This is a genomic window from Vannielia sp. ABF1_015, from assembly GCF_056160745.1.
Genome location: NZ_JBSWXT010000001.1, coordinates 343,834 through 363,583, shown reverse-complemented (window position 1 = coordinate 363,583; position 19,750 = coordinate 343,834). Strand labels below are relative to the sequence as shown.

At 65.8% G+C, this 19,750-nt stretch carries 15 protein-coding genes; 9 read left to right on the top strand and 6 right to left on the bottom strand.

The window, feature by feature from the left end:
• Positions 1-11: 11 nt before the first annotated feature.
• The 5 genes from ACXAG6_RS01810 to ACXAG6_RS01790 all read left to right on the top strand — a co-directional run bounded on the left by ACXAG6_RS01810 (position 12) and on the right by ACXAG6_RS01790 (position 7,940).
• Positions 12-1,988 (top strand): OmpA family protein, encoded by a 1,977-nt coding sequence (locus tag ACXAG6_RS01810; protein ID WP_475334445.1) that lies wholly within the window; start codon positions 12-14, stop codon positions 1,986-1,988.
• The gene (locus ACXAG6_RS01805; RefSeq protein ID WP_475334442.1) at positions 1,981-2,310 is read left to right on the top strand and encodes a hypothetical protein; all 330 of its coding nucleotides are present in this window, start codon (positions 1,981-1,983) and stop codon (positions 2,308-2,310) included. Before ACXAG6_RS01810 ends, ACXAG6_RS01805 begins: the two co-directional genes overlap by 8 nt.
• The gene (locus ACXAG6_RS01800) at positions 2,307-2,957 is read left to right on the top strand and encodes a DUF2268 domain-containing putative Zn-dependent protease (RefSeq protein WP_475334440.1); all 651 of its coding nucleotides are present in this window, start codon (positions 2,307-2,309) and stop codon (positions 2,955-2,957) included. Before ACXAG6_RS01805 ends, ACXAG6_RS01800 begins: the two co-directional genes overlap by 4 nt.
• A 150-nt stretch (positions 2,958-3,107) precedes the next feature.
• The gene (locus ACXAG6_RS01795; RefSeq protein WP_475334438.1) at positions 3,108-4,571 is read left to right on the top strand and encodes an efflux RND transporter periplasmic adaptor subunit; all 1,464 of its coding nucleotides are present in this window, start codon (positions 3,108-3,110) and stop codon (positions 4,569-4,571) included.
• The gene (locus ACXAG6_RS01790) at positions 4,572-7,940 is read left to right on the top strand and encodes an efflux RND transporter permease subunit (RefSeq protein ID WP_475334435.1); all 3,369 of its coding nucleotides are present in this window, start codon (positions 4,572-4,574) and stop codon (positions 7,938-7,940) included.
• 86 nt (positions 7,941-8,026) lie between these two features.
• Here ACXAG6_RS01790 and ACXAG6_RS01785 read toward each other — a convergent pair whose 3' ends face one another.
• Positions 8,027-9,580, bottom strand: a complete 1,554-nt coding sequence (locus tag ACXAG6_RS01785; protein WP_475334434.1) for an ABC-F family ATP-binding cassette domain-containing protein — start codon at positions 9,578-9,580, stop codon at positions 8,027-8,029.
• 131 nt (positions 9,581-9,711) lie between these two features.
• The gene (locus ACXAG6_RS01780) at positions 9,712-10,524 is read right to left on the bottom strand and encodes a protein-disulfide reductase DsbD domain-containing protein (RefSeq protein ID WP_475334433.1); all 813 of its coding nucleotides are present in this window, start codon (positions 10,522-10,524) and stop codon (positions 9,712-9,714) included.
• A gap of 124 nt (positions 10,525-10,648) precedes the next feature.
• On the opposite strand from ACXAG6_RS01780, the gene ACXAG6_RS01775 reads away from it, so the two are divergent.
• Entirely contained in the window at positions 10,649-11,242 is a 594-nt protein-coding gene (locus tag ACXAG6_RS01775; RefSeq protein WP_475334431.1) for a YqgE/AlgH family protein, read from the top strand.
• Positions 11,243-11,295: 53 nt separating this feature from the next.
• Here ACXAG6_RS01775 and ACXAG6_RS01770 read toward each other — a convergent pair whose 3' ends face one another.
• Positions 11,296-12,246, bottom strand: a complete 951-nt coding sequence (locus ACXAG6_RS01770) for an L-threonylcarbamoyladenylate synthase (RefSeq protein WP_475334428.1) — start codon at positions 12,244-12,246, stop codon at positions 11,296-11,298.
• A gap of 108 nt (positions 12,247-12,354) precedes the next feature.
• On the opposite strand from ACXAG6_RS01770, the gene ACXAG6_RS01765 reads away from it, so the two are divergent.
• The 3 genes from ACXAG6_RS01765 to ACXAG6_RS01755 are packed head-to-tail and all read left to right on the top strand — an operon-like array spanning position 12,355 to position 15,607.
• Complete coding sequence (locus ACXAG6_RS01765) at positions 12,355-14,061, top strand: acyl-CoA dehydrogenase (RefSeq protein WP_475334427.1); 1,707 nt, start codon at positions 12,355-12,357, stop codon at positions 14,059-14,061.
• A gap of 10 nt (positions 14,062-14,071) precedes the next feature.
• The gene (locus ACXAG6_RS01760) at positions 14,072-15,106 is read left to right on the top strand and encodes an MBL fold metallo-hydrolase (RefSeq protein ID WP_475334425.1); all 1,035 of its coding nucleotides are present in this window, start codon (positions 14,072-14,074) and stop codon (positions 15,104-15,106) included.
• 3 nt (positions 15,107-15,109) lie between these two features.
• Positions 15,110-15,607 carry a DUF6173 family protein gene (locus tag ACXAG6_RS01755; RefSeq protein ID WP_475334423.1) on the top strand — a complete coding sequence of 166 codons (498 nt, stop codon included), beginning with the start codon at positions 15,110-15,112 and terminating at the stop codon, positions 15,605-15,607.
• A gap of 51 nt (positions 15,608-15,658) precedes the next feature.
• On the opposite strand, the gene ACXAG6_RS01750 is transcribed toward ACXAG6_RS01755, so the two are convergent.
• From ACXAG6_RS01750 to ACXAG6_RS01740, 3 genes are all read right to left on the bottom strand, one after another.
• Positions 15,659-16,453, bottom strand: a complete 795-nt coding sequence (locus tag ACXAG6_RS01750) for a 3'(2'),5'-bisphosphate nucleotidase CysQ (protein WP_475334421.1) — start codon at positions 16,451-16,453, stop codon at positions 15,659-15,661.
• Positions 16,440-17,792, bottom strand: coding sequence for a TldD/PmbA family protein (locus ACXAG6_RS01745; RefSeq protein ID WP_475334420.1), 1,353 nt, complete (start codon positions 17,790-17,792; stop codon positions 16,440-16,442). Before ACXAG6_RS01745 ends, ACXAG6_RS01750 begins: the two co-directional genes overlap by 14 nt.
• A 351-nt stretch (positions 17,793-18,143) precedes the next feature.
• Positions 18,144-19,649 (bottom strand): DUF2125 domain-containing protein, encoded by a 1,506-nt coding sequence (locus ACXAG6_RS01740; protein ID WP_475334419.1) that lies wholly within the window; start codon positions 19,647-19,649, stop codon positions 18,144-18,146.
• Between the last annotated feature and the right edge of the window lie 101 nt (positions 19,650-19,750).

Below are 19,750 nucleotides of genomic sequence, written 5' to 3'. Positions count from 1 at the left end.
CCGGAGTGTTCATGCGCCTCAGCCCCAAGCTCGTTACCTTTGCCGCCCTCATTCTGGCTGCCGTGCTGTGCTATGTCAGCGCTACCGCCGCCGCAGGTCTGATCGAGCGCGGTTCGCAATCGGCGGTGAAAACGGCGCTGATTGAAGGCGGGCATGATTGGGCGGCGGTTGAAACCGATGGCTTGCAAGTGCGGCTCACGGGCACTGCGCCCAACGAGGCCGCGCGCTTTCGGGCGCTCTCTGCCACCGGAGCGGTGGTGGATGCCTCCCGCGTGATCGACGAGATCGAGGTAGAGCCGGGCAAGCCGATTACCGCGCCCAAGTTTTCCATCGAGATCCTGCGGAACGACGAAGGCGTGTCGATGATCGGGCTGATCCCCGCCGAGATCGACCGCGATGCCTTTGCCGAGCGGATCGCCGGGGCTGTGGGCGAGAAGGTGGGCATCACCGACCTGCTGGAAACCGCTGATTACCCCTTGCCCGAGGGCTGGGAGACGGCGGTGGAGTTTGGGCTCTATGCGCTTGAAATGCTGCCGCGCTCCAAGGTGTCCATTGCCGCCGACCGGGTGGCGGTTACGGCCATCAGCGCCTCGGGCGCTGAAAAGCGCAATCTCGAAACCATGCTGGCCCGCAGGGCACCCGAAGGCGTGCGGCTGGTGGTGGATATCACCGCGCCCCGTCCCGTTATCACGCCTTTCACACTGCGCTTCCTGATCGACGAGAACGGCACCGCCCGCTTTGATGCCTGCTCTGCCGATACCGAGGCCACGCGTCGGCGCATTCTTTCAGCCGCCCGCGCCGTGGGGCTTCAGGGGCAGGCCGATTGCGTGCTGGGCCTTGGCGTGCCCACCCCCGACTGGGCCGAAGCTGCCGAACAGGCGATTGCGGCGGTGGGCGAGTTGGGCGGCGGTGCTGTGACCTTCTCGGATGCCGATGTTTCTCTCGTCGCCCTTGCCGGCAGTTCGCAATCGACCTTTGACCGCGTGGTGGGAGAGCTGGAGAGCAACCTGCCAGATGTATTCTCGCTCACCTCCAAACTGCCCGAGAAGGCCAACGTCGACGGCACCGGTGAAGCCGATCAGGGCCCGCCGGAGTTTGTTGCCACCCGCTCGCCCGAGGGCCGGGTGCAACTGAGAGGGCGGGTGACCAACGAGCAGGTGCGCGAGGCCGTGCGCAGCTTTGCACAGGCCAGTTTCGGCTCCGAGGCAGTATATCTGGCTACAAGGCTTGACCCGGATCTGCCCGATGGCTGGCCGATCCGCGTGCTGGCGGGGCTTACTGCGCTTTCGGAGCTGAACAGCGGTTCTGTTGTCGTGCAGCCGGCTTATATCGAAGTGCGCGGCATCACCGGCAACCCTGATGCCAAGGCCGAGATCGCCCGGCACCTTGCCGCGAAGCTGGGCGAAGGTGCGCATTTCGAGATCGCCGTCACCTATCAGGCGGCGCTCGACCCGCTGGCTGATCTGCCCACGCCCGAGCAGTGCCTTGCCAAGATCGTGGCGATCAACGAGGCCACCAAGATTACCTTCGAGCCTGGCTCCACCGAAATTTCCGGCGGTGCCGTTGCAGTGATGGACAAGATCGCAGAGGTGCTGAAGGGGAAGTGCTCGGAGATCGAATTTGCCTTCGAGATCGGCGGTCACACCGATAGCCAGGGCCGCGAGCAGATGAACCAGCAGCTCTCGCAGCAGAGGGCCGATGCGGTGCTCAACGCGCTGATGGAGCGCCGCGTGCTGACCGGCCGGATCACGGCCATTGGCTATGGTGAGGCCCAGCCCATCGCTGACAACGAAACCGAAGCGGGCCGTGAGGCCAACCGCCGTATCGAATTCAAGCTTGCTGGCGCGCAGGATGACGCGTCTGGCGAAGCTGGGGATGCCGAGGCCGAAGAGGGTGGCGCTGCCGCGGATGATGGGGCAGAAGGTGAGAACCCGTCAGATGACGGTGCGACCGAAGAAGAAGGCGAGGCGGAGAGCGCGGGTGAGTAGATCAGAGTTCATCATCGTTACGGCGATCATTCTCTTTGTCGCTTTCATGCTGGGATGGTTTGCCAATTGGCTGATCCATCGTCTTAGCCGGGTCACGCAATCGGAGATGGGTGAGCTCGACAAGATGGCCCAATCGCTCCACGAGGCCGAAGAAACCCGCGATCAGGCGATTGCCTACCTCCAGCAGCGCGAGGCCGAGTTGACCAACCAGCTTTCTCAGACAGAGGCCGAACTGACAGCGGCGATGGACGGGCTGCGCGATGCGCGGCGCGAGGCCGAAGAGCTGCGCAGCTATATCGAGCGTCATCAGCAGGCCGGATGACTGCCGCCGCCGCGCCACCGCTATCCCTGCATATCTGCAACGCGCGCGGCGAGCTGACCGGCTGCACCGACTGGCTGACCGAGGCACTCCGTGCCACCCATGCCCGCGCCGCCTCTTACCTGCCCCTTGGCCCGCTTGATGTGATCTTGCGGGCTGGCAAGCAGGTGATCCGCGAAAAGGGCCATGTTGGCCTCGCGCCCGGGCCGGGCATCGTTATCCTCACGGTCGATCCCGAAAATCCGGCGCTGGAGGCCAATGAGGGCGAGGGGTTTGAGCGGATGGTGGCGCATGAGCTGCACCACGCTGCCCGCTGGGATGGGCCGGGCTATGGCCGCACGCTGGGGGCCACGCTGGTGTCGGAGGGGCTGGCCTGCCACTTCGCGCAGGAGCTCTTCGGCGCACCGCTGGAGCCGTGGGAGGTGGCCGTGCCCGATGCGCTCGCCACATGGGGCCCGAGGATCCGCGATGACTGGCGCGATGCCTCCTACGATCACGGCGCATGGTTCTTCGGCACCGGCGAAATGCCCAACTGGCTGGGCTACTCGGCGGCCTATCAGCTCGTGGCCCGCTACTTTCAGGAGCACCCCACCGCCACGGCGGCAGCGCTGGCTCACGATCCGCCAGAGCACTTCCGAGCGCTCGTCTGACAGCACAGCGCGGGGCTGCGTTACATTTTCTGCGCAATCTGCAAAAATTGTGCGACGGAAACCCCGTTGCCGAGCGTAACACGCTTGTGCCTTTGCGTCTTTCTGCGTCAGGGCTAGGGTGATTTCGGTCTGCTGAGGCAGAGGACAACTATGAACTTTTTGCGCCGGTCCCTTGTGGGGCTGTTTCTTCTCTCGGTCACGCTCGGGCTTCTGGCCGTGGCGGGCGCCAGCTTTTGGGGCGCGGTTGAAGAGCGAATGAACCGGGAAGCCGGGTCGCGGCCCGCGCGTGAGCGTGTGGCGGGCGTTAACGTGGTGCGGCTGGAGCCGGGCCGCGCCGTGCCGGTAATGACGGCGTTTGGCGAGGTTCTGAGCGAGCGCACGCTGGATATCCGCGCCGTGGTTGGCGGGCGGATCGTTGAGCTGTCTGAGGCCTTTACCGAGGGTGGCACTGTTGAAGCAGGCGAACTTCTGGCGCGGATCGACCCGGTGAATGCCGAGGCGGCGCTGGAAAATGCCCGCACCGATCTGGCCGAGGCAGAGGCTGAGCTGGCAGACGCAGAGCGGGCCCTTGTGCTTGCGCGTGACGATCAGGCCGCCGCCGAGCGTCAGGCGGCGCTGCGCGAGCAAGCCCTTGCGCGGCAGGAAAGTTTGCGCGAGCGCGGCGTGGGCTCGGCCGCCGCCGTCGAAGAGGCCCAGCTTGCTGCGGCCTCTGCCGACCAATCCGTTTTGTCCAAACGTCAGGCCGTGGCTTCGGCGCAAAGCCGCGTGGATGTGGGCCGCAACGGTGTGAGCCGCGCGCGACTTGGCCTGTCCAACGCCGAGCGCGATCTGGCTGACCATGAAATCCGCGCGTCCTTTTCTGGCACCCTTGCCGATGTCGCCGTGGTCGAGGGCGGGCTAGTGGCGGCCAACGAGCTGATGGCCTCGCTGATCGACCCTGACGCGCTGGAAGTGTCCTTCCGCCTCAGCACCGCCCAATACGCCCGCCTACTGGGCGATGATGGGCGGCTTATTCCTGCGTCGATGCAGGTGCGGCTCGATGTCTCCGGGCTCGACCTCGTGGCCGAAGGCCGGTTGGATCGGGTGAGCGGCGCAGTGGGCGAGGGCCAGACGGGCCGGGTGATCTATGCCGACCTGTCCGAGACCGGCGGCTTCCGGCCCGGCGATTTTGTGACCGTCACCATCGAAGAGCCAGCGCTGGAGGGCGTGGCAGTGGTGCCCGCCACAGCGGTGGATGCGGCGGGTACGGTGCTGGTGCTGAACGCCGATGAGCGGCTTGAACTGGCGCAGGTTGAGGTGCTTCGGCGGCAGGGCGACGAGATCATCATCCGCGCCGAGGGCCACGCGGGCGCACTCATTGTTTCCGAGCGAAGCCCGCTTGTGGGCCCCGGCATTCGCGCCCGCGCCTTGGGCGAGACCGTGCCCGCGCCCGCAGAGCCCACACCCGAGGATTTGGTGGAGCTGACGCCAGAGCGCCGCGCTCGGCTTATCGCCTTTATCGAGGGCAACAACCGCATGCCCGCCGACGCCAAGGAGCGCGTGCTCGCCCAACTCGCGCAAGATCGCGTTCCTGCCGAGACGGTGGAGCGGATCGAAAGCCGGATGGGCGGATAAATGGCTGGGCGGGCGACGGGCATTCTGGGCTACTTCACCCGCCACAAGACGGCGGCCAACCTTGTGCTGGTGCTGATGATCGCGGCCGGGGTCGCAGCCTTTCCGCGGATGCGGGCGCAGTTCTTCCCCGATATCGTGCTCGACAGCGTGCGCGTTTCCATCGCTTGGGACGGGGCGGGGGCAGAGGATGTCGACAGCGGTATCATCGCCGTGCTGGAGCCAGCGCTGCTGGCGGTGGACGGTGTAGAGGAGAGCGATGCCACCTCCCGCGAAGGGTCCGGGTCTATCCGGCTGGAGTTTGAGGCCAATTATGACATGGCTCGCGCCGCCGAGGATGTGCAGCAGGCGGTGGATGGCATAACCAACCTGCCCGAAGAGGCCGATGAGCCCGTTGTTACCCGCTCCGCCTGGCGTGACAGGGTGACGGATGTGATCATCACCGGCCCGGTGGGGGTGGAGCTGCTGGCGCGCTATGCCGATGAGTTCGTGGCCCGGCTCTTCGAGGCCGGGGTGACGCGCACGACGATCAGGGGCGTTGCGGCGCCGGAGATCATCATCGAGGTGCCCTCGGCACAGCTCATCAACAACGATGTGACGATGCGGCAGATCGCCGATGCCATTGCCGCCGAGGCCGAGGCCGACCCGGCGGGCGATGTTTCGGGCGGGGCGGCGCGGGTGCGCACCGGGGTGGCCAAGCGCAGCCCCGACCAGATTGCCGGGATCGTCCTCAAGCCGGACCTCACCATTGGTGACCTCGCGCAAATCCGGGTGGAGGGGGTAGACCGCAACCGCACCTATTTCGTCGGCCCCAACCCTGCCGTTTCGGTGCGGGTGGACCGCTCTGTGCAGGGCGACGCCATCGGCATTCAGGAATCGGTGGAGGAGGTGGCCGCCGAGCTGGAGCTGACCCTGCCCGCCGGGGTGAAGATTGACCTGATCCGCACCCGCTCCGAGGCGATCGAGGGGCGGCTGAACATTTTGATCGAGAACGGGCTGATGGGCCTCGCGCTGGTGCTTGGCCTGCTGTTCCTGTTTCTCAATGCGCGCACCGCCTTCTGGGTGGCGATGGGCATTCCGGTGTCGATGTTCGCTGCAATCGCCATCATGTGGGCCGCCGGGCTGACGCTCAACATGATCTCGCTCTTTGCCCTGCTGATCACGCTGGGGATCGTAGTGGATGACGCAATCGTGGTGGGCGAACACGCCGACTTTCGGGCGCGAAGGCTGGGCGAGGGGCCATTTCAGGCTGCCGAGAATGCCGCCATCCGCATGTTCGGCCCGGTATTTTCGGCCACGATCACCACTGTCATCGCCTTTGCCGGGCTGACGGTGATCGAGGGGCGCTTTGGCGAGATGATCGCCGACATTCCCTTTACCGTTATCACGGTGCTGATCGCCTCGCTGATCGAGTGCTTTGTCATCCTGCCCAACCACATGGCCCACGCGCTGGCGGCCACCCAGAAAAAGCCGGCATGGTATGACTGGCCCTCGCGCCAGTTCAACAAGGGGTTCTCATGGGTGCGCGACCACCTCTTTCGCCGGTTGATGCGCACCGTGGTCTGGGCCCGCTACCCGGTGCTGGCGGCGGTGTTCGTGCTGCTGGCCGTGCAGGTGGGTGAACTGGTGCGCGGCAATGTGCAGTGGCGGTTTTTCTCTGCGCCGGAGGAGGGCTCGGTGTCGGGTAACTTCGCCATGGCGCCGGGGGCGGACCGCGCCGACACAGTGGCTCAGATGCGGATGTTTCAGGCCGCCGTCGAGGCGCTGGGCACGCAATACGAGGCCGAGTTTGGCCGCAATCCGGTGGCCTATGCGGTGGCCGAGATCGGCGGCAACACGGGCCGTGGCCTTTCGGGGGTGGACAGCAAGGATGAAGACCTGCTTGGCTCCATCGCCGTCGAGTTGATTGACCCCGACCTGCGCCCCTACACCAGTTCGAAGTTCGTGGCCGATCTTCAGGAAAGCGTCGAGAAGCATCCTCTGGTGGAGATTGTGAGCTTTCGAGGCTGGCGCGGCGGCCCGGGCGGGGATGCGGTGGATGTGCAGCTTTCGGGCGCCAGTGTCGCCACGCTGAAGGCCGCTGCAGAGGGACTGAAAACGCGGCTTTCGCAGTTTGGCGAAGTCTCGGCGCTGGAAGACACGCTCAGCTATGACAAGGAAGAGCTGATCCTCGACCTCACGCCGCAGGGCCAGGAGCTGGGCTTCTCGATTGATGATCTCGGCTCGGTGCTGCGCAACCGCCTTGGCGGCATCGAGGCGGCCACCTTCCCCGATGGTCCGCGCTCTTCTGCTATCCGCGTGGAATTGCCGGAAGAGGAGCTGACGGCCGATTTCCTCGACCGCACGATGATGCGCACCCCGGAGGGGGCCTACGTGCCGCTGGCCGATATCGTGAAGGTTAGCCGGCAGACCGGCTTTTCCACCATCGACCGCGAAAATGGCATCCGCCTCGTCTCCGTCACCGGCGACCTTGACGATGGTGACCCGGCCCGCGCGGCCGAGATCATGCTGCAACTTCAGGAGGTGATCCTGCCCGAGATTGAGCAGAAATACGGTGTTGCCTCACGGATGAGCGGGCTTTCGGAGCAGGAAAGCGAGTTTTTGTCCGATGCCATCCTAGGCTTCGGGGCCTGCATGATCGGGATTTACCTCGTGCTGGCATGGATTTTTTCCAGCTGGACCCGGCCTTTGTTGATCATGGCCGTCATCCCGTTTGGCCTTATCGGCGCAATCTGGGGCCATCAGATTTGGCAGTTGCCGCTCTCAATGTTTTCGGTCGTCGGGCTGATCGGCATGTCTGGAATCATCATCAACGACAGTATCGTGCTGGTGACAACTGTGGATGAATACAGCCGTGAGCGCGGGCTGTTTCCGGCCATTGTTGATGGTGCCTGTGACCGTTTGCGCCCGGTGCTGCTGACCACGCTCACCACGGTGATCGGCCTTGCGCCGCTGCTCTATGAACCCTCCAGTCAGGCGCAGTTTCTGAAGCCCACGGTGGTGACGCTGGTCTTTGGCCTCGGCTTTGGCATGTTTCTGGTGCTCCTTGTGGTGCCTTCGCTGCTGGCGATGCAGCAGGATGTGCTGCGCCAGTTTCAGGCCCTGCGCCGCGCCGGGCAGTTTCGCGCGGGTGCGCGGGGGGTTTCGGGCATCGTGGGGCTGGTGGCGGTGGCCTTGGTGCTGTGGTTTGTCGCCACGCTGGGATGGGCAATTGTGACCGGCGCGGTCTGGCCGCTGCTCGGGGCGCTGGTGCCCGCAGCGGGGCTGGCTGCCGCGCTCGGCCTCTTCCTCCTTGGCGCGCTTGCGCTGATCCTCCTGGGTTTTGCGCTGGGGGCGCTGGGCCTCATCGCCGCGCACCGACGCACAGCCTGACTGAGGCCGCGCATCGGGGCATCGCCTCCTGATCGCAGCTGCGAAGAGGGCTGTGGGGACCGATGAGCTGCCTCTGCAACGCGGCCCTAAAGCACGATCTCGCGCGTCAGCCCGATGGCCTGCCGAAAGGTGCTGTCGTGGCTGGTGACGAGCAGTGCGCCGGTGTAGCCCCGCAGCGCCTCTTCCAGCAGCTCCACCGTTTCGATGTCGAGGTGGTTTGTCGGCTCGTCGAGTAGCAACAGGGCCGGAGGCTGCCCACCAAGCGCCATCGCCAGCGCTGCACGCAACCGTTCCCCGCCGGAGAGCCGGGCCACGGGTGTCTCCGCTGCCACATTCCGAAAGCCGTAGCGGGCGAGCAGCGCATGGGCGTCGTGGGGAGACATGCCGGGATGGCGCCGCGTGACATTTTCCAACAGGCTTTGCTCCGGCGCTAAGTCGCCCGCGTGCTGATCGAGCGTGGCCAGGTTCTCCGTCACGGATAACTGCCCAGCCCGTGGTTCGATTTGCCCGCGAATGGCGGCGATCAGGGTGCTCTTACCCGCTCCATTCGGCCCGGTTAGCGCTACCCGTTCGCCTATGGCCACCTCGGCGTCCACCGGCCCCAGCCGAAACGCCCCACGCTCCAGAATCACGCCGTCCAGCCGCAGCACCACCGCCTCGCCCCGTATGGACTCCGCGCAGATGTCCAGCGCCCGTGCCGGGCCGACATGCGCCGCCGCCTGCCGCGCCGCTTCGGCCCGGGCCTCAAGACGCTCGGCGCGCCGCTTATCCGCGCCTTGCGTGCGCCCCGCTCTATCAGCCATCGCATCCGTCAACACCTTCGGCTGCGAGCCGCTCGCCCGCGCCTTCTTGCCCGCCTGCGCCCGCTGCGCGGCCTTCTCCTTGGCGGCCTGAAGCTCCCGCGCCACACGCGCCTCCTCGCGCCGCGCCCGCTCCAGCTCGGTGGCGGCCCGGGCCTGCCGGGCATCTCGCGCAGTCACATGGGCTGCCCAGCCACCGCCCGTCACAAATGCGCCCTGCGGGGTGATCTCGACGATCCGGTCCATATCCGCAAGCAGGGCCCGGTCATGGCTTGCCACCACCACCCCGCCCGGCCAGTTGCGGATGATCTCGGACACAAGTGCCCGGCCTTCTGCATCAAGGTTGTTGGTGGGCTCGTCCATGAGCAGGATATCCGGCTTGTCGAGCAGCAGCCGCGCCAGCCCCACTCGCGTGCGCTGCCCGCCAGAGAGGCTGCCAAGCCGCCGCGCCAGATCGAACCCGGGCAAACCGGCCCGCGCCAGAGCCGCCTCGATCCGGGCGGGCAGCAGCCAGTCGGCGCGGTCAAGGTCATTCCCTTCCGGTGTGCCCGCCTCGATCCGCGCAATCCGCGCCAGCGGCTCGTCTTGTCCGAGTGCCGCGCCGAGCGTGATCGACAGATCCGGCCAGCTTTGCAAAAGCTGCCCCGCCGTTGCTTGCCGGTCGATTGTGCCACCCCCCGGCGGATGGCCTGCCAGGAGGCCAAGCAGGGTGGATTTTCCCACGCCATTTGGCCCCACGAGGCCAGTGCGCTCGGGGCCGAAGGTCAGGTTGAGGGGTGGGGTAAGGGGAGTGCCGTCAGCAGCGGTGAGCGGAACGGCGGAAAGACAAAGAGCAGGCATGAGAGACCTCAAAGCAGAACGCGGGTAGGGCGATTGCGGTGAGGTTCAGGTTCATGTCAGGTGCTCCCTTGGATGGGGCGGATGTAAGGGGCCGGGGTGGCTGGGTCAAGTTTTGTGGGTTTTGGCGCGGCTCAGGGTGCGGGGCAGCCCTGAATGTCGATGGCGCGGCCACGGCCCAGCAAAGTCACCCGCAGGGCCTTGCGCGACAGGGCCAAGGCCCGGCCTGCGGGGGGCACCATTTCGGCGCTGGCCATCAATGTGCCGCCCTCCCGGCGGGTTTCGGTTTCGGAGGCCCAGACGCTTGGAATGCCCGGTTCGATCACCGCCACACGGCGCCCGCCGATCCGTTCTGCGGGGATGCTCGCGGTCACCCGTACGCCGTCCGATATCGGGTCGACCACGCAGGTAACGCCCGACAGGCCGGCTTCTCGCGCTGTCATCGGCCGGGCTTTCAACGCGGCTTGAATCGCCGGATCGAAGCTGCCCTTGCCCGAGAGCGGCGCGCGGAAGCTGAGCGAGGCCGGCACACAGATGTGCTCGCACACGCCAAGGTCGACATCCGCAGCCAGTTCCACCGGCTTGCCTACGTCTGTTGGGGTGATTTCTATCGGCAGCACCAGCTCACGCTTGTAGCCGATGGTGCGCACCCCGGCTTCATCAAAGACCTGTGGTGAAGGCCAATGCAGGGTCACGCGGGCCAGATTGCGCGAGGCCGACCAGTCGAAGTGCGGCGGAATCCCGGTTTCGCCGGGGGCACGCCAATAGGTCTTCCAGCCGGGCGCCAGGGTGAGCCGCAGCGCTGCCATCCGCGTGCCGCGCTTGGTGGTCCAGCCGGGCAGCACCTCGGCCTTGACCACCTCGCCGGGCGTGGTGCCATAGGTGCCCGCCCCTGCGACGGGGATGAAGAGGGTGAGGGCAAGCAGGGTGGCAAGGAGAGTTTTCATGACGGCGCAGCATAGGCCCGGCGCGGCTCCGGTGAAATCACGTTTGGGCGAGAGGGCAGGCGGCGTGGCCGATGAGCCGCAGCGATGCCTTGCACCGCGCGCCCGCACCCCCCATCATTGAGCTATGCTCAACGCCTCGAACCAAGAAGAGATGGACCTCACCGGAAAGTTGCTCATCGCCATGCCCGGCATGGGCGATCCGCGATTCGAACGTGCCGTCATATACGTTTGTGCCTATTCCGACGAGGCCGCCATGGGGCTGATCGTCAACCGCACGACAGATGACCTGACCTTCTCCGAGTTGCTCAAGCAGTTGGACATCGCCAGCGATATCGAGTTGCCGCCAAGCCGCGCCAAGACGCCAATTTATGTTGGCGGCCCAGTAGAACATGGGCGCGGCTTTGTCTTGCATTCCACCGATTACCGGAGTGAAGGGGCCACGCTTGAGGTGAGCCCCAGCTTTGGGATGACAGCGACGGTCGACATTCTGGAAGACATGGCCCGCGGTAAGGGCCCGGAAAATGCGATTCTTGCGTTGGGCTATTCCGGCTGGGGCCCGGGCCAACTGGAGGGGGAAATCACCCGCAATGGCTGGCTGACCTGCGACGCCACACCCGAGATTGTCTTTGGCACCGGCGATGCCGACAAGTGGACCGAGGCCCTGAACTCCCTCGGCGTCGACCCTCGCCTGCTGAGCGGTGACGCGGGCCGCGCCTGACTTTTCCTTCCCGAGCGCAGCGAGGCCACCGAAAGCCGCAGGTGGCGTTTGCCTCAACCTCGCGGTGCGGCGGCGCGGGTGAGCCTGTCGTTGATCGCCAGCCCGAGGCCGCGTTGCGGAATTGGCGCCACGGCGATTTCTGCGCCCGGAAGCGCGTCGAGCTTGTGCAGCATCGCAAAGAGGTTTGCGGCGGCCTCGCGCAGATCGCCGGATGGCGAAAGGTTGGCCGTTGCTGCCGGGAAGCCGGGACCGAAGGCCAGAAACAGGCTGCTTTCCGGAGGTGTGGTTACGTTCAGCCGCACAGCCTTGCCCGGGGCGTAATGAGATGACAGCTGCCCGGGGGACGAGGGGGCCGTGTCATCCGTGGGAGCGTCACGCCCGAGTGGGGTGCCTAACGCCGCCTCCAGCGCTTCCAGCGGCAGGCCGCCGGGGCGCAGCAGGCGTGGTTCAGGCCCGGTGCAGTCGATGATCGTGCTTTCTAGCCCCACATTCGCTGGCCCGCCGTCAAGCACCGCCGCGATTCGCCCTTCAAGCCCTTCAGCCACATGCGCAGCGGTTGAGGGGGAGATCTTTCCCGAAGGATTCGCCGAGGGGGCGGCGAGCGGGCCGCCGAAGGCGCCCAGCAGCCGGTGGGCGAGGGGCAGGGCTGGCACCCGGAGGGCCACGCTGTTCAGGCCCGCCGTGACCAGCGGAGAAAGCCCCGTCGCCTCGCGGAGCGGCACCACCAGAGTTAACGGACCGGGCCAAAAGGCCTCTGCCAGCCGCAGGGCCGCGCCCTCAATCACGCCAAACCGCCCGGCGGCCTCCAGTGATGCGAGGTGGCAGATCAGCGGGTTGAACCGTGGCCGCCCCTTGGCCTCGAAGATCGCCGCGACCGCTTCGCCTTTGCGGGCATCGCCGGCAAGCCCGTAGACCGTTTCGGTCGGGATCGCCACAAGCTCGCCCGCGCGCAGTAGCTCCACCGCCCGCGTCAGCCCTGCCTCACCTTCCAGCCTCTCGGTCATCCGCTCTCTCCGTGACGCGGCGTTTTATGCGTTTCGCTTGGGCACGCCCGTCTCATCTCTTATGCTGCGTCGCGTGGCCTCTCAAGGTCAGCAGAGGAGGAACTGCATATGCCATATACCGCGCCCGTCGATGAATTTCGCTTTCTGCTCAATCATGTGGTCGGTTACGATCAGGTGACACAGACAGAGCGCTTTGCCGAGGCGGGCGGTGAGATGGTTGATGCGATCCTCACCGAAGCCGGGCGGCTTTGCACCGAGGTTCTGGGGCCGCTGCAACGCAACGGAGACTTGCACCCCGCAGTGCTGGAAAACGGCGTGGTGCGCACATCGCCCGGCTTTGCCGAGGGGTACAAGGCGATTGCCGAGGGCGGCTGGATCGGGATCAGCGCCGACCCCGAGCATGGCGGCATGGGCCTGCCGATTGCGCTGATGGAAGCGGTGAACGAGATGATGAATGGTGCCTGCCTGTCGCTGGCGCTGAACCCGCTGCTGACACAGGGCCAGATCGAGGCGCTGGAGCACCATGCCTCCGACCAGATCAAGGCCACCTACCTGCCCAAGCTCATCAGCGGTGAGTGGCAGGGCACGATGAACCTGACCGAACCGCAGGCGGGCACCGATGTGGGTGCGCTGCGCAGCAAGGCCGAGCCGAACGGCGACGGGACGTACAGCATCAGCGGGCAGAAGATCTATATCAGCTGGGGTGATGCTGACTTTGCCGAGAACGTCTGCCACCTCGTGCTGGCGCGCTTGCCCGATGGGGTGCCCGGCACCAAGGGCATCAGCCTCTTCATGGTGCCGCGCAATATCCCCAATGAGGATGGCACTCCCGGCGAGCGCAATTCCCTCCGGGTGGTCAGCCTTGAGCACAAGATGGGCCTGCATGGCTCGCCCACGGCGGTGATGGAATATGACGGCGCCAAGGGCTGGCTCATCGGCAAGGAACACGGCGGGATGGCGGCCATGTTCACCATGATGAACAACGCCCGCCTTGGCGTGGGCATTCAGGGCATCGGCGTGGCCGAGGCTGCCACGCAGGCGGCAATGGCCTATGCCGCCGAGCGCAAGCAGGGCAAGGTGGGCGGCTCGGGCAGCATCATCGAATTCCCCGATGTGCGACGGATGCTGATGACGATGAAGGCCGAAACGCAGGCCGCGCGGGCCATCGCGCTGGCCAATGCCGTGGCGCTCGACATGGCCAATGCCACCGGCGAGGCCGCATGGGCCGCCCGCGCCGCGCTCCTCACCCCGATCTCCAAGGCCTATGGCACCGATGTGGGCTGCGAAGTGGCCGCCACGGGCATTCAGGTGCATGGTGGCATGGGCTTTATCGAAGAGACCGGTGCGGCGCAGTTCTACCGCGATGTGCGGGTGACCACGATTTATGAGGGCACCAATGGGATTCAGGCCCTCGATCTGGTGGGCCGCAAGCTGGCGGATGGCGGCGAGGCAGCGCTGACTCTGCTGAGCGAGGTTCAAGACGCCGCCGAGGCCGGTCGCGGCCGTTTCCCCCGGATGACGGATGCGGTGTGGAATGCCGCCGAGGTTCAGCGCGAGCTGACCGAGGCTGTGCTGGAGATGGACATGGAGGCGCGCGGTGCCGTGGCCGTGGCCTACTTGCGGGCCTTTGCGCGGGTGCTTGGCGCACATTACCACCTCGCTTCCGCCATGACCGAGAAAGACACCGGACCGCGCGCCGGGCTTGCCCGCTTTTACATCAAGCGCCTGCTGCCTCAGCACGCGGGGCTTGCTGCCGAAGTGCGGATGGGCGGGGACGGGATGGATGCCCTTTCCAACGAGGAGCTGATGGCCTAGGTCCAAGCCTATGGACGCACAGCCCCTCAGTTTCCCTTGGGATACCCCGCCTGCACCCGGCGAGGCGGTAGAGGTTGCCCCCGGCATCCTCTGGTTTCGCTTGCCGCTGCCAATGGCGCTCGATCACGTCAACCTCTATGCGCTCGATGAGGGCGATGGCTGGACGCTGATTGACAGTGGAATGAACTGGGCGAAGGCCCGGGCACAGATGGAGCAGGTGCTGGCTGGCCCGATGGGCGGCAAGCCGGTGCGCCGCGTGGTGCTCACCCACCATCACCCCGATCATATCGGTCTGGCCGGGTGGTTCGCCGAGCAGGGGGCCGAGATCGTCGCAACGCGGGTGGCCTGGCTCACTGCGCGGATGCTGCAACTCGATGAGCAGGAGCGACCGGTGGAGGCGCAAAAGCTGTTCTGGCGCCGCGCCGGGATGGCCCCCGAGATCTACGAAAAACGCTGCAACGAGCGGCCCTTCAACTTTGCCGATATGACGGTGCCGCTGCCGTTGGGATTTACGCGGATCGAAGAGGGCGATGACATCACCATGGGTGGGCGGCGCTGGCGCGTTCGGCTGGGGCAGGGGCACGCGCCCGATCATGCCACCTTCTGGTGCGAGGATGCGCCGCTTGTGCTGGGCGGCGATCAGCTCTTGCCCTCCATCTCGCCCAACCTTGGCGTCTATCCCACCGAGCCCGAGGCCGACCCGGTGGGCGAATGGCTGGAAAGCTGCGAGCGTCTGGCTGCGCACGCCCGTGGTGACCAGCTGGTTCTGCCCGGCCACAAGCTGCCCTTCACCGGCCTGCCCGCGCGGCTGGTGCAGATGGCCGACAATCACCACACCGCGCTCGCCCGGCTGCTGGAGCACCTCTCCGCCACGCCCGGCTCTGCGCATGACTGTTTCGAGCCGATCTTCGGGCGGCAGATCACCGGTGGTGCCTACGGGCTGGCGCTGGTCGAGGCCGTGGGTCACCTCAACCACCTCTATGTCACGGGCAAGGTGAGCCGCGAGGTTGGCCCGGATGACGCATATATCTTTAGGGTGAACTGAGAGATGGTAGACGATATCCGCACCGTGGCCGAGGCCCATGAGGCAAGTGCCCTGCCGCGCTCCCGTGCTGTTCACGCCGATCCGGATGCGCCTGCGACGGCCGAGCAAAAGCCGCTGCCCGATGCCATGTGCACCCGCCCGGCAGAGGAGAAATCGCCCGCCGAATGGGCCTACGAGCGGTTGATTCTCTACATCCAGAACTTCGAAGAGCAGCTCGACTCCGATGAAGAGATCGCCATGGGCATGATTGATGGCGGCGCGGGGCTGCTGCGGATCGAGGGGATCGGCTTTTTCGCGCCTGATATCGTCAGCTTCTATGGGCGCGATCCCTCGGGCGGGCGGATGCAGCTGGTGCAGCATGTGACCCAGCTCAACGTGACCCTCCGCGCCCTGCCCAAACCCAAGGGCGAGCAGAAGGCGCAGCGGATCGGCTTTCGGCTGGCGCGGGGGCTTTCGGAGCCGGATGCAGACGCGGGCGAGGACGCCTCGAAGGGCGGATGAGCCGCTGTTTACGGCTGGCTAGGCCCTCATCGCCCATCCAAAGGGGCTGCTTCAGGTGTCTTTCGTCACCCTTTGCATTAGCCCGCCATGCAACTCATCATTCGCGGCAATCACCCCTGCCGTCAGCCGATCTGGCGTGTTGAAGCGCAGCGGCGTGCCCCGGCGATCCGTCACCCGGCCTCCGGCTTCTTCCACGATCAGCGCCCCGGCAGCGATGTCCCATTCCCAGCTGTCGCGGAAGGTTATCATCGCGTCGTAGCGCCCCTCGGCGACCAGTGCGAGACGGTAGGCCAGTGACGGGCGGTAGTGGCGGCTATGGCGCGGCACGCCGCCGGGCCAGAGCTGGGGCGCGAGGTTTGGCTTGGCGGTGACGATTGTCACATCATCCGGCCCCGGTGTGGCCGTTACCCGCAGCGCCTCGCCATCGCGCGTGGATCCGCTGCCCTTTGCAGCAGCGTAAACTGCGTTTTTGGCGGGCATTGCCACCACTCCGGCAACGATCTGCCCCGCATCGGCGATGGCCAGTGAATGTGCCCAGCTCGGCTCACCAGCCGTAAAGGCGCGGGTGCCGTCGATCGGGTCGACGATGAAGCAGCGCTCCCTGTCGAGCCGTGCGGCCGTGTCAGCACTCTCCTCGGACAGCCAGCCATAATCGGGGCGCGCGGCCATCAGCTTGCTGCGCAGCATCGCGTCAACCGCGAGGTCGGCCTCCGTCACCGGGCCTGCGCCATCGGCTTTGTCCCAAACGCGATGCTCGGAACGAAAGTAGCGCAGCGCGATTTCGCCCGCCATTTCCGCCGCTTCCACAAGCAACGTCAGGTCGTCTGCGGCCTCAAGCTCCGGCAATGGTGAGGCCTTCGACGAGGAGCGAGGGAATACGGCGTGATTTGTGGTCTTCGGCGTCATTGGCGGCCACAAGCGTTGGCAGCATTTCCAGCAGGTTGCCCGCAATGGTGCACTCATGCACGGGATAGGCGATTTCGCCGTTTTCCACCCAGAAGCCCGAAGCCCCGCGCGAGTAGTCGCCGGTGTTGGGGTTGATGGTGGAGCCAATCAGCGAAGTCACCAGCAGGCCGGTGCCCATGTCGCGCATCAGCGCTTCGCGGCTGGCGTTGCCGGGCGTGAGGGTGAGGTTGCTCACCGAAGGTGAGGGCGGGGCGGAGGTGCCGCGGGCGGCGTTGCCGGTGCTTTCCAGGCCCAGTTTGCGGGCGGAGGCAAGATCGAGCACCCAGCGGGCAAGGCGGCCGTTTTCCACGATGGGCGCGGTGCGCGTGGGCAGCCCCTCGCCGTCAAAGGGCTTGGAGCCAGACACGCGCGGGCGCAGCGGTTCTTCGATCAGCGAAAGCGCCTCGGGCAGCACCAGTTCCCCCATCTTGCCAGCCAGCCAAGAGGAGCCGCGTGCCACGGCAGCGCCGTTTGCGGCAGAGAGCAGGTGCCCGATCAGTGAAGAGGCTGCACGCTCATCATAGAGCACGCCAAAGCGCCCCGATGGCGGTTTCTTGGCACCGGCACGCGCAGCGGCGCGCTCACCGGCCTTGCGGCCTACCTCTTCCGGTGTCGGCAGATCGGCGGCAAAGATACGGTGCTCATAGCAATGGTCCCGTTCCATCGTGGTGCCGCTGCCAGTGATGGCAGAGGCAGAGAGCATATGGCCGGTGCGGGTGTAGCCGCCCGCAAAGCCGTTGCTCGCCGCGAGGTGAATGGCATTGCGGCCAAAGCCTGACGAGGTGCCTTCGATCTGGCTCACGCCTTCCACAGCGGCGGCAGCAGCCTCGCAGGCCAGCGCGGCCTCTTGCAGCGCAGCGGCCTCTGGCTCGCTGCCAAGGTCGGCCAGCTCCAGCGCGGCGACGTCCCAGTCTTGCGCCAGTTGCTCGGGTCTAGCGAGCCCGCAGTGCGGGTCTTCCGGGGCAAGCCGGGCCATGGCCACTGCCCGCTCCGCCATCGTGTACATCGTCTCGGCCCGCAGGTCGGAACCTGAGACGCAGGCCTGCCTTTTGCCAACCAGAACCCGCAGCCCGATCTCGGTGCCTTCCGAGCGTTCTGCCTGCTCCAGCGCCCCTGCGCGGGTGTCGATGGAGAGCGAGGTGGAGGCCACGGCCATTGCGTCGGCGGCTTCTGCGCCAGCCCGGCGGGCGGCGGCAAGAAGCGCCTCGGTCAGGCTCTCAAGGCTTGTGCTATCTGTCATTTCTGTCCTTCTGCGCGGCGGTGGCGGTCACACCTGCCGAACTGAGCTAGCCGCCGGGGCGATGCGAGGCAAGGCCGGAGCGCCGAAAAAACGGGCAGCGGATGCGCCGCCGGGCTGTTCGGAGCCCCGCGCCACCCAAGGCCGACGTTCGAGGGCGGAGGCATTAAGCTGACGAGAGTTTAGCCTCTGGGGCCGAGGCAAAAAGGTTGCCGGAACAGACCGATGGCCTCAGCACAGCCATTGCCGGTTAAAGCGGCACAGCAACGGTGCGGTGGCGGCAATCCACGCCTGAAAAGAAAAGGCCCCCGGTGCGAATTGCGCAACGGGGGCCTTTATCGAGATCGTAGCAGATCACTGCAGCGGGATCGGAATGCCGTTGGCCGAAACCGTGCCATCGGGCGACACGCCAATCTCGGTGGTCAGCACGTCCGGGCCATCGCCGGGGCGGAAGAACATGCCCGACATCATCTTGACGCCATTGGCCTGATCGGCGGGCACGTAGCCCATGGTCACCAGCTTGTCCAAAAGGCCGTTGGCCCCCGAGAGCTTGGCGCGCAGCGTGCCATCGGGCGCGGGCATGCCGCCAAAGGTCATCAGGTCGGTGTTGTCGAATGTGAAAGTGCCTTCCGCCGTCAACTCGGCGCCTGCTGCCTTCAGGAGCACGTCGGAGATGTTCAGCGAATGGATTTCACCGGGCATCCCCTGCGGGTTGGCCATGGCCTCTGGGTCGAGAATGTCGATCAGCCAGTTGCCGGTGCCCGCGAGGTTGAAGGTGAGCGTTGCCGGGTCACGCGGCAGCACGGTGCCCGGGTCGAACATGTTCCAGATGCCGTCTGCGATGGTCAGGTCTTTGAGGCCCACGGCCAGCATGTAGGGCTTGGGCGCTTCGGACTGGGCGATTGGCATGATCATGTTGAAGGAGGTCTCGCCAAGGCCGACGGTCACTTCCGGCAACGGGATCTCGCTGCCCGACATGGTCATGTCGAAGCCGGTGTAGTTGACAGCGTAGAGAACCTGATCGGCATCCAGCTTCACCGAGCCGGTGCCACCGTCCATATCGCCCGAAATCGCAAAGCTTTCGCCTGCATCGGTGCCCTCGATCGCGAAGGTGGTTGCGCCAACCTTGGTGGAGCCCTGCACCGAGGCGCCAGATTTCAGCAACTCCGGAATGGCCTCCGGGTCCATGAAGATGAGTTGGCCTTTGCCGGTGGAGGTGGAGCTGATGTCGGCCATGCTGATCGTGCCCTTGCCCCGGCCTTCGCCTTCGGGATCGCGGCCATCGAAGTCGATCTTCAGGCTGTCGGCGTTGAACACCGAAGTCACGATATCACCCGCTTTTGTATAGGTGCCGGTGCTGCCGCCGATTGTGCCGACAAAGTTGATCGGCACTGCCTCTCCATCCACCTTCATATCGCCCAGAGTGAAGGTCATCGTAGGTGCATCGTAAGAGAAGGCTGCTCCCTCACCATCGGCGTCGGCCGCCGTCATATCGAGGCCTTCCATGGAGAAGTCGAGCGTGAGTTCGACCTTCTCCCCATATTCCGGATCGGCCACCATCATCATCTGGAAGGCGGAAGGAACCGCGATTGCCACGGTGCCATCACCATTCTCGGTGAAGGTTACGTCACCCAGATCACCCGACAGGTTCAGCTCTTCCATTTCCATCGACACGGACACGCCCGAGGCGGTGAGCACGTTGCCGGATTTGGAAGTGTTGGCGGCGGTGACCTCTTCGCCGTATTCGGCGGCAATGCCGACCCAGGCCTCCCAGGCCTCTTCAGCGGTGAGTGACCATGCTGCGGGGCTGGCGGCGCAAAGCGCAGCCGCGGCAGCTGTGAGGCGGAGGAATGGTTTCATCGGGCAAAGTCCTTTCGGGCAGAAATGAAGTGGCGTCATCCTCCCGTGCGGCGCGGGCGGGGTCAAGTGCCCGATGGCTCGAAGCGGGTGGACGACAGGCA

Excerpts from the sequence above, each read along its gene's own strand:
- ACXAG6_RS01740 (WP_475334419.1), bottom strand. The coding sequence starts at position 19,649 with ATGAAACCATTCCTCCGCCTCACAGCTGCCGCGGCTGCGCTTTGCGCC.
- ACXAG6_RS01765 (WP_475334427.1), top strand. The coding sequence starts at position 12,355 with ATGCCATATACCGCGCCCGTCGATGAATTTCGCTTTCTGCTCAATCAT.
- ACXAG6_RS01775 (WP_475334431.1), top strand. The coding sequence starts at position 10,649 with ATGCTCAACGCCTCGAACCAAGAAGAGATGGACCTCACCGGAAAGTTG.
- ACXAG6_RS01790 (WP_475334435.1), top strand. The coding sequence starts at position 4,572 with ATGGCTGGGCGGGCGACGGGCATTCTGGGCTACTTCACCCGCCACAAG.
- ACXAG6_RS01760 (WP_475334425.1), top strand. The coding sequence starts at position 14,072 with ATGGACGCACAGCCCCTCAGTTTCCCTTGGGATACCCCGCCTGCACCC.
- ACXAG6_RS01785 (WP_475334434.1), bottom strand. The coding sequence starts at position 9,580 with ATGCCTGCTCTTTGTCTTTCCGCCGTTCCGCTCACCGCTGCTGACGGC.
- ACXAG6_RS01810 (WP_475334445.1), top strand. The coding sequence starts at position 12 with ATGCGCCTCAGCCCCAAGCTCGTTACCTTTGCCGCCCTCATTCTGGCT.
- ACXAG6_RS01800 (WP_475334440.1), top strand. The coding sequence starts at position 2,307 with ATGACTGCCGCCGCCGCGCCACCGCTATCCCTGCATATCTGCAACGCG.
- ACXAG6_RS01770 (WP_475334428.1), bottom strand. The coding sequence starts at position 12,246 with ATGACCGAGAGGCTGGAAGGTGAGGCAGGGCTGACGCGGGCGGTGGAG.
- ACXAG6_RS01755 (WP_475334423.1), top strand. The coding sequence starts at position 15,110 with ATGGTAGACGATATCCGCACCGTGGCCGAGGCCCATGAGGCAAGTGCC.
- ACXAG6_RS01780 (WP_475334433.1), bottom strand. The coding sequence starts at position 10,524 with ATGAAAACTCTCCTTGCCACCCTGCTTGCCCTCACCCTCTTCATCCCC.
- ACXAG6_RS01795 (WP_475334438.1), top strand. The coding sequence starts at position 3,108 with ATGAACTTTTTGCGCCGGTCCCTTGTGGGGCTGTTTCTTCTCTCGGTC.
- ACXAG6_RS01745 (WP_475334420.1), bottom strand. The coding sequence starts at position 17,792 with ATGACAGATAGCACAAGCCTTGAGAGCCTGACCGAGGCGCTTCTTGCC.